This window comes from Citreimonas sp., assembly GCF_042096055.1.
Taxonomy (GTDB): Bacteria; Pseudomonadota; Alphaproteobacteria; order Rhodobacterales; family Rhodobacteraceae; genus Citreimonas.
Window position 1 is genome coordinate 1 of record NZ_JBELMH010000133.1, and the last position, 5,338, is coordinate 5,338.

A 5,338-nucleotide genomic window follows, 5' to 3' on the forward strand; every position below is an offset into this window, starting at 1 on the left:
CCCTTCACGCCCAAGGTGGTCACCGGCAACGCCCTGCTCGAGGGCGACGTGATCTACCTGACCGACGCCGACACCTGGACGCGCGAGTTGCGCGAGGCCGAGGTGCTGACCGACGAGGCGCATGCGCAACTGCGCCTGCTCGACGCGCAGGCCCGGCCGTCCGAGATCGTCGGCGCCTATCTGGCCGACGTGCGGCAGGGCGACGACGGCCTCGAGCCCGCGCATTTCCGCGAGGATTTCCGCCGCACCGGACCGTCCAACTACTTCCTCGGAAAACAGGCCGAACGGGCCTGATGGAGACACCCATGTACCGCTACGACGATTTCGACGCGGCCTTCGTCGCCGAACGCAACGCGCAGTTCCGCCAGCAGGTCGCGCGCCGCATCGACGGCTCGCTGACCGAGGACGAGTTCAAGCCGCTGCGCCTGATGAACGGGCTGTACCTGCAGTTGCACGCCTACATGCTGCGCGTGGCCATTCCCTACGGCACGCTGCGCAGCGCGCAGATGCGGCAGCTCGCCTACATCGCCGAGCGCTGGGACAAGGGCTATGGCCACTTCACCACGCGGCAGAACATCCAGTACAACTGGCCCACGTTGAAGGACGTGCCGGACATGCTGGACGCGCTGGCCGAGGTCGAGATGCACGCCATCCAGACGTCGGGCAACACGATCCGCAACGTGACCGCCGACCACTTCGCCGGTGCCGCCGCGGACGAGATCGCCGATCCACGCCCCGTCGCCGAGCTGATCCGCCAATGGTCGACCGACCATCCGGAGTTCCAGTTCCTGCCGCGCAAGTTCAAGATTGCGATCACCGGCTCGCCCAATGATCGCGCTGTCACCAAGGCGCACGACATTGGCTTGCGCATGGTCGAGCGGGACGGGCAGCCCGGCTTCGAGGTCATCGTGGGCGGCGGCCTGGGCCGCACGCCGATGATCGGCAAGGTGATCCGCGACTTCCTTCCGCGCGAGGACCTGCTGCCTTACCTCGAGGCGATCGTGTCAGTCTGGAACCTGCTGGGCCGCCGCGACAACAAGTTCAAGGCGCGCATCAAGATTACCGTGCACGAGCATGGCATCGACGCGATCCGCGAACTGGTCGAGGCGCGCTTCGACGAACTCCGCCCCGCCTTCACCGGCGAGGACCAGGAGATGCTGGCGCAGATCGAGGCGGCCTTCGCCCCGCCGGTCTTCGACGACCGGCCCGCGGATGCCTTCGACGCGGCCTACGCCACCGACCCGGTGTTCCGCGCCTGGGTCGACAGCAACATATCGCGCCACCGGGCGCCGGGCTACGCCATCGCGCAGATCAGCCTCAAAGCCCATGGCGCCACGCCGGGCGACGCCTCGGCCGAGCAGATGCGCGTGATGGCGGACCTGGCCGAGCGCTACGGCCACGACCAGCTGCGCATCAGCCACGAACAGAACGTGGTGCTGCCTCACGTGCACCGCGCCGATCTTCCGGCGGTGCACAAGGCGCTGAAGGCGCATGGCCTTGCGACTGCGAACATCGGCAAGATCAGCGACATCATCGCCTGCCCCGGCATGGATTACTGCGCGCTGGCGACCGCGCGGTCGATTCCGATCGCGCAGCAGATCGCCACGCGGTTCGAGGACCTGAAGACCGAGCACGAGATCGGCGACCTGAAGATCAAGATCTCGGGCTGCATCAACGCCTGCGGCCATCACCACGTGGGCCATATCGGCATCCTCGGCCTCGACCGCGCGGGTGTCGAGAACTACCAGATCACGCTGGGCGGCGATCACACCGAGACCGCGGCGCTGGGTCAGCGCACCGGGCCCGGTTTCTCGGCCGACGAGATCGTCCCCGCCATCGAGAGGATCGTCGATGCCTATCTCGACCATCGCGAAAACGCCGACGAACGCTTCATCGACACGTTCCGCCGCATCGGGATGGAGCCGTTCAAGCACGCCCTCTACGACGAGACCGGAAAGGCCCGGGCCGATGCGGCCTGAAACCCGGCCCTTCGGCAAGGACGCGGAAGCACGCCCGGTCGGTGACCCCGACCGGGCGGCAGAGCTGCGCGCGCGCGTCGAGGCGCTGAACGCGCGCTTTCGCCACCACGGGGCGACGGCGGTGCTGCGCGCGGTGCTGACCGAGCGCGTCGCCGGCGACATCGCCATGGTCTCCAGCTTCGGCGCGGAATCGGTGGCGCTGCTGCACCTCGTGGCGATGGTGGACCGCGCGACGCCGGTTTTGTTCCTCGACACCGCCATGCTGTTCCCCGAGACGCTGGTCTACCAGCAGGACGTGGCCGAGAAGCTGGGCCTGCGCGACGTGCGCGTGCTGCGCGCAGACGCGGCCGAAATCGCCCGGCAGGATCCATACGGCGCGCTGCACCTGCGCGACCCCGATGCCTGCTGCGCACTGCGCAAGACCGTCCCGCTCGAGGACGCGCTGGCCGGGTTCGACGGCTGGATCACCGGGCGCAAGCGGTACCAGAGCCAGGGCCGCGCGACGCTCGACTTCTTCGAATACGAAGAGGCGACCGGCCGCATCAAGGTCAACCCGCTGGTCCACTGGGCGCCCGGCGACGTGCGCACCTACATGGACGAGAACCGCCTGCCGCGCCATCCGCTGGTGGCGCAGGGCTATCCGTCGATCGGCTGCCGGCCCTGCACCGACAAGGTGGCCGACGGCGAGGATCCGCGCGCCGGCCGCTGGCGCGGGCAGAACAAGGACGAGTGCGGAATTCATTTCGTGAATGGCCGCGCCACGCGCGGCGCGTCATGACCCGACAACAGGAGCCTTCGATGAGTGTCATCGTGACCGACCAGGGCTTTGCGCCCGATCACTGGCAGGGCGAGGTTCGCGACCTGCCGTCCGACACCGACCCCGCGACGCTGACCGCGATCCCGAACGAGGCACTGGTGCGCATCGCCTTCCCGTCGTCCGCCGACGGGCGCGGTTTCACGCTCGCGCGGCTGCTGCGGCTGCGCGGCTTCACCGGCCGGCTGCGCGCCGCCGGCCACGTGATCGCCGACCAGTACGCCATGGCGCGCCGCGCCGGCTTCGACGAGGTCGAGATCGACGAGGCACTGGCCGCCCGCCAGCCCGAGGAGCAGTGGCAGTTCCGCGCCGACTGGCGCGCGCATGACTACCAGGCGCGGCTGGGGGCCCGCAGGACGCAGGCCTGACGCCCGCGCGCCGTCCGCGCCGGAAGGCCGCGCATGCGGTTTCGCCTGACACAGATCAACGCTAATACAGGGACGCCGTGGCATGACCGCGGCGCAGGACCATGACAGAGATGACGCCCGTGACGAACGCCCAAGCCCAGCAGACCGCGCCGAAGACGAAGGCGATGCCCGACGCCCAGACCGTCACGCAGGTGACGCACTGGACCGACCGGCTGTTCTCCTTCCGCGTGACGCGGCCCGCCAGCCTGCGCTTCCGATCGGGCGAATTCGTGATGATCGGCCTGATGCAGGACGACCCCAAGACCGGACGCGAGAAGCCGCTGCTGCGCGCCTATTCCATCGCCTCGCCGTCCTGGGACGACGAGCTCGAGTTCTACTCGATCAAGGTGCAGGACGGCCCGCTGACCTCGCGCCTGCAGCACATCGCCGTGGGCGACGAGATCATCCTGCGCCCCAAGCCCGTGGGCACGCTGGTCCACGACGCGCTGCTGCCGGGCAAGCGGCTGTGGCTGTTCGCCACCGGAACCGGCATCGCGCCCTTCGCGTCGCTGCTGCGCGACCCGCAGACCTACGAGGATTACGACGAGGTCATCCTGACCCATACCTGCCGCGAAGTGGGCGAACTGGCCTATGGCCGCGACCTGATCGAGCATATCCGCACCGACGAGACGCTGGCGGAACTGATGGGCGAGGGCTTTCACGAGAAGCTGCGCTACTACCCGACCACGACCCGCGAGCAGAGCGCGAAGATGGGCCGGATCACCGACCTCATGCGCTCGGGCGAAGCCTTCGCCGACCTGGGCGTCGAGGCGCCGCGCCCGGAAACCGACCGCGCGATGATCTGCGGCAACCTCGCCTTCAACCTCGAACTGAAGGCCATGCTCGAGGAATACGGGCTCGAGGAAGGCGCGAATTCGGACCCGAAGCATTACGTGGTCGAGAAGGCGTTCCTCGACTGACCCCCGCGCGCGGCCGCTTCGGTGCGCCGCGCGCCCGATTTGACGCTTGAATCGCGACCTTCTCAAGTTTACTTTGCGCTTCTGCAGATACAGACACCACAACGGAGCAAACCCATAGCCCGCAGACCCCACAACGCGCCCCCAACGCGCGACACCGGCCCCCGCGTCAACGACCGCATCCGGGCCCAGGAAATTCGTCTCATCGGAGCCGAAGGCGAGAACGTCGGCGTCGTGTCGCCCGCCCGCGGCATGGAGCTGGCGGAGCAGGCCGGACTCGACCTCGTCGAGATTTCGCCGAACGCCAATCCTCCGGTCTGCAAGATCATGGATTTCGGCAAGTTCAAGTACGAACAGCAGAAGCGCGAATCCGAAGCCCGCAAGAAGCAGAAGACCATCGAGGTCAAAGAGGTCAAGTTCCGCCCCGGCACCGACACGCACGACTACGACGTGAAAATGCGCAACGTGCTGCGGTTCCTCGAGGCGGGCGACAAGGTGAAGATCACCCTGCGCTTCCGGGGCCGCGAGATGGCGCACCAGGATCTGGGCCGCGATCTGCTGGAACGCGTGGCCGAGGACGTCAAGGATCTCGGCAAGGTCGAGAATATGCCGAAGATGGAAGGCCGTCAGATGATCATGATGATCGGCCCCGTGACAAAGTAACCCGACGCCCGGCGAACCGGACGGACCGGACGACAAAGGCTTGCGCCGCTGCGCAGGCCTTTTTTTGTGGCACCGCCGCCGGCGCAAGACAGGAGCCCGCGTTGTTCGACCTCTCCGCCTATCTCGACCGCGTGGGCCTGGCCGATTGCCCGCGCTCCGCGTCTGGTCTGGCGCTGCTGCAGGCCGCGCAGATGCGCGCCATCCCCTTCGAGGCGATCGACCCGCTGCTGGGGTTCACGCCGGACCTGTCGCTCGACTCGATCGCCGCCAAGCTGGTCCATGGCGGACGCGGCGGCTATTGCTACGAGCTGAACCTGCTGCTCGAGGCCGCGCTGCTTGCGCTGGGGTTCGCGCCGCGCCGTGCGCTGGCGCGCGTGCGCATGGGCAAGCCCTCGGGCGGGCCGCGCACGCATCTGGCGCTCGAGGTCGCCATCGACGGGATCGTCTGGCTGGTGGACGCGGGCTTCGGCGGGCCCGCGCCGCTGGTGCCGCTGCGGCGCGACGCCGACGCTCCGCAGCACGCCCCGAACGGCACCTACGTGCTGCGCGACGATGCCG

At 68.3% G+C, this 5,338-nt stretch carries 7 protein-coding genes; all 7 read left to right on the plus strand.

Annotation, left to right across the window (positions count from 1 at the left end):
- The coding region (locus ACFDTC_RS17320) for a DUF2849 domain-containing protein (RefSeq protein ID WP_375260127.1) at positions 1–294 on the plus strand (294 nt) is incomplete at its 5' end.
- 11 nt (positions 295–305) lie between these two features.
- Complete coding sequence (locus ACFDTC_RS17325) at positions 306–1,979, plus strand: nitrite/sulfite reductase (RefSeq protein WP_375260128.1); 1,674 nt, start codon at positions 306–308, stop codon at positions 1,977–1,979.
- Positions 1,969–2,757 (plus strand): phosphoadenylyl-sulfate reductase, encoded by a 789-nt coding sequence (locus ACFDTC_RS17330; RefSeq protein WP_375260129.1) that lies wholly within the window; start codon positions 1,969–1,971, stop codon positions 2,755–2,757. The genes ACFDTC_RS17325 and ACFDTC_RS17330 overlap by 11 nt, the downstream gene beginning before the upstream one ends.
- 20 nt (positions 2,758–2,777) lie before the next feature.
- Positions 2,778–3,161, plus strand: coding sequence for a DUF934 domain-containing protein (locus ACFDTC_RS17335; RefSeq protein ID WP_375260130.1), 384 nt, complete (start codon positions 2,778–2,780; stop codon positions 3,159–3,161).
- 101 nt (positions 3,162–3,262) lie between these two features.
- Positions 3,263–4,120, plus strand: a complete 858-nt coding sequence (locus ACFDTC_RS17340) for a ferredoxin--NADP reductase (RefSeq protein ID WP_375260131.1) — start codon at positions 3,263–3,265, stop codon at positions 4,118–4,120.
- 114 nt (positions 4,121–4,234) lie between these two features.
- Entirely contained in the window at positions 4,235–4,780 is a 546-nt protein-coding gene (infC, locus tag ACFDTC_RS17345; RefSeq protein ID WP_375260133.1) for a translation initiation factor IF-3, read from the plus strand.
- A 101-nt stretch (positions 4,781–4,881) separates the two neighbouring features.
- On the plus strand, positions 4,882–5,338 hold a 457-nt coding region (locus ACFDTC_RS17350; protein WP_375260132.1), incomplete at its 3' end, for an arylamine N-acetyltransferase.

Coding starts and splice junctions, on each gene's coding strand:
- ACFDTC_RS17340 (WP_375260131.1), top strand. CDS start 3,263: ATGACAGAGATGACGCCCGTGACGAACGCCCAAGCCCAGCAGACCGCG.
- ACFDTC_RS17325 (WP_375260128.1), top strand. CDS start 306: ATGTACCGCTACGACGATTTCGACGCGGCCTTCGTCGCCGAACGCAAC.
- ACFDTC_RS17335 (WP_375260130.1), top strand. CDS start 2,778: ATGAGTGTCATCGTGACCGACCAGGGCTTTGCGCCCGATCACTGGCAG.
- ACFDTC_RS17330 (WP_375260129.1), top strand. CDS start 1,969: ATGCGGCCTGAAACCCGGCCCTTCGGCAAGGACGCGGAAGCACGCCCG.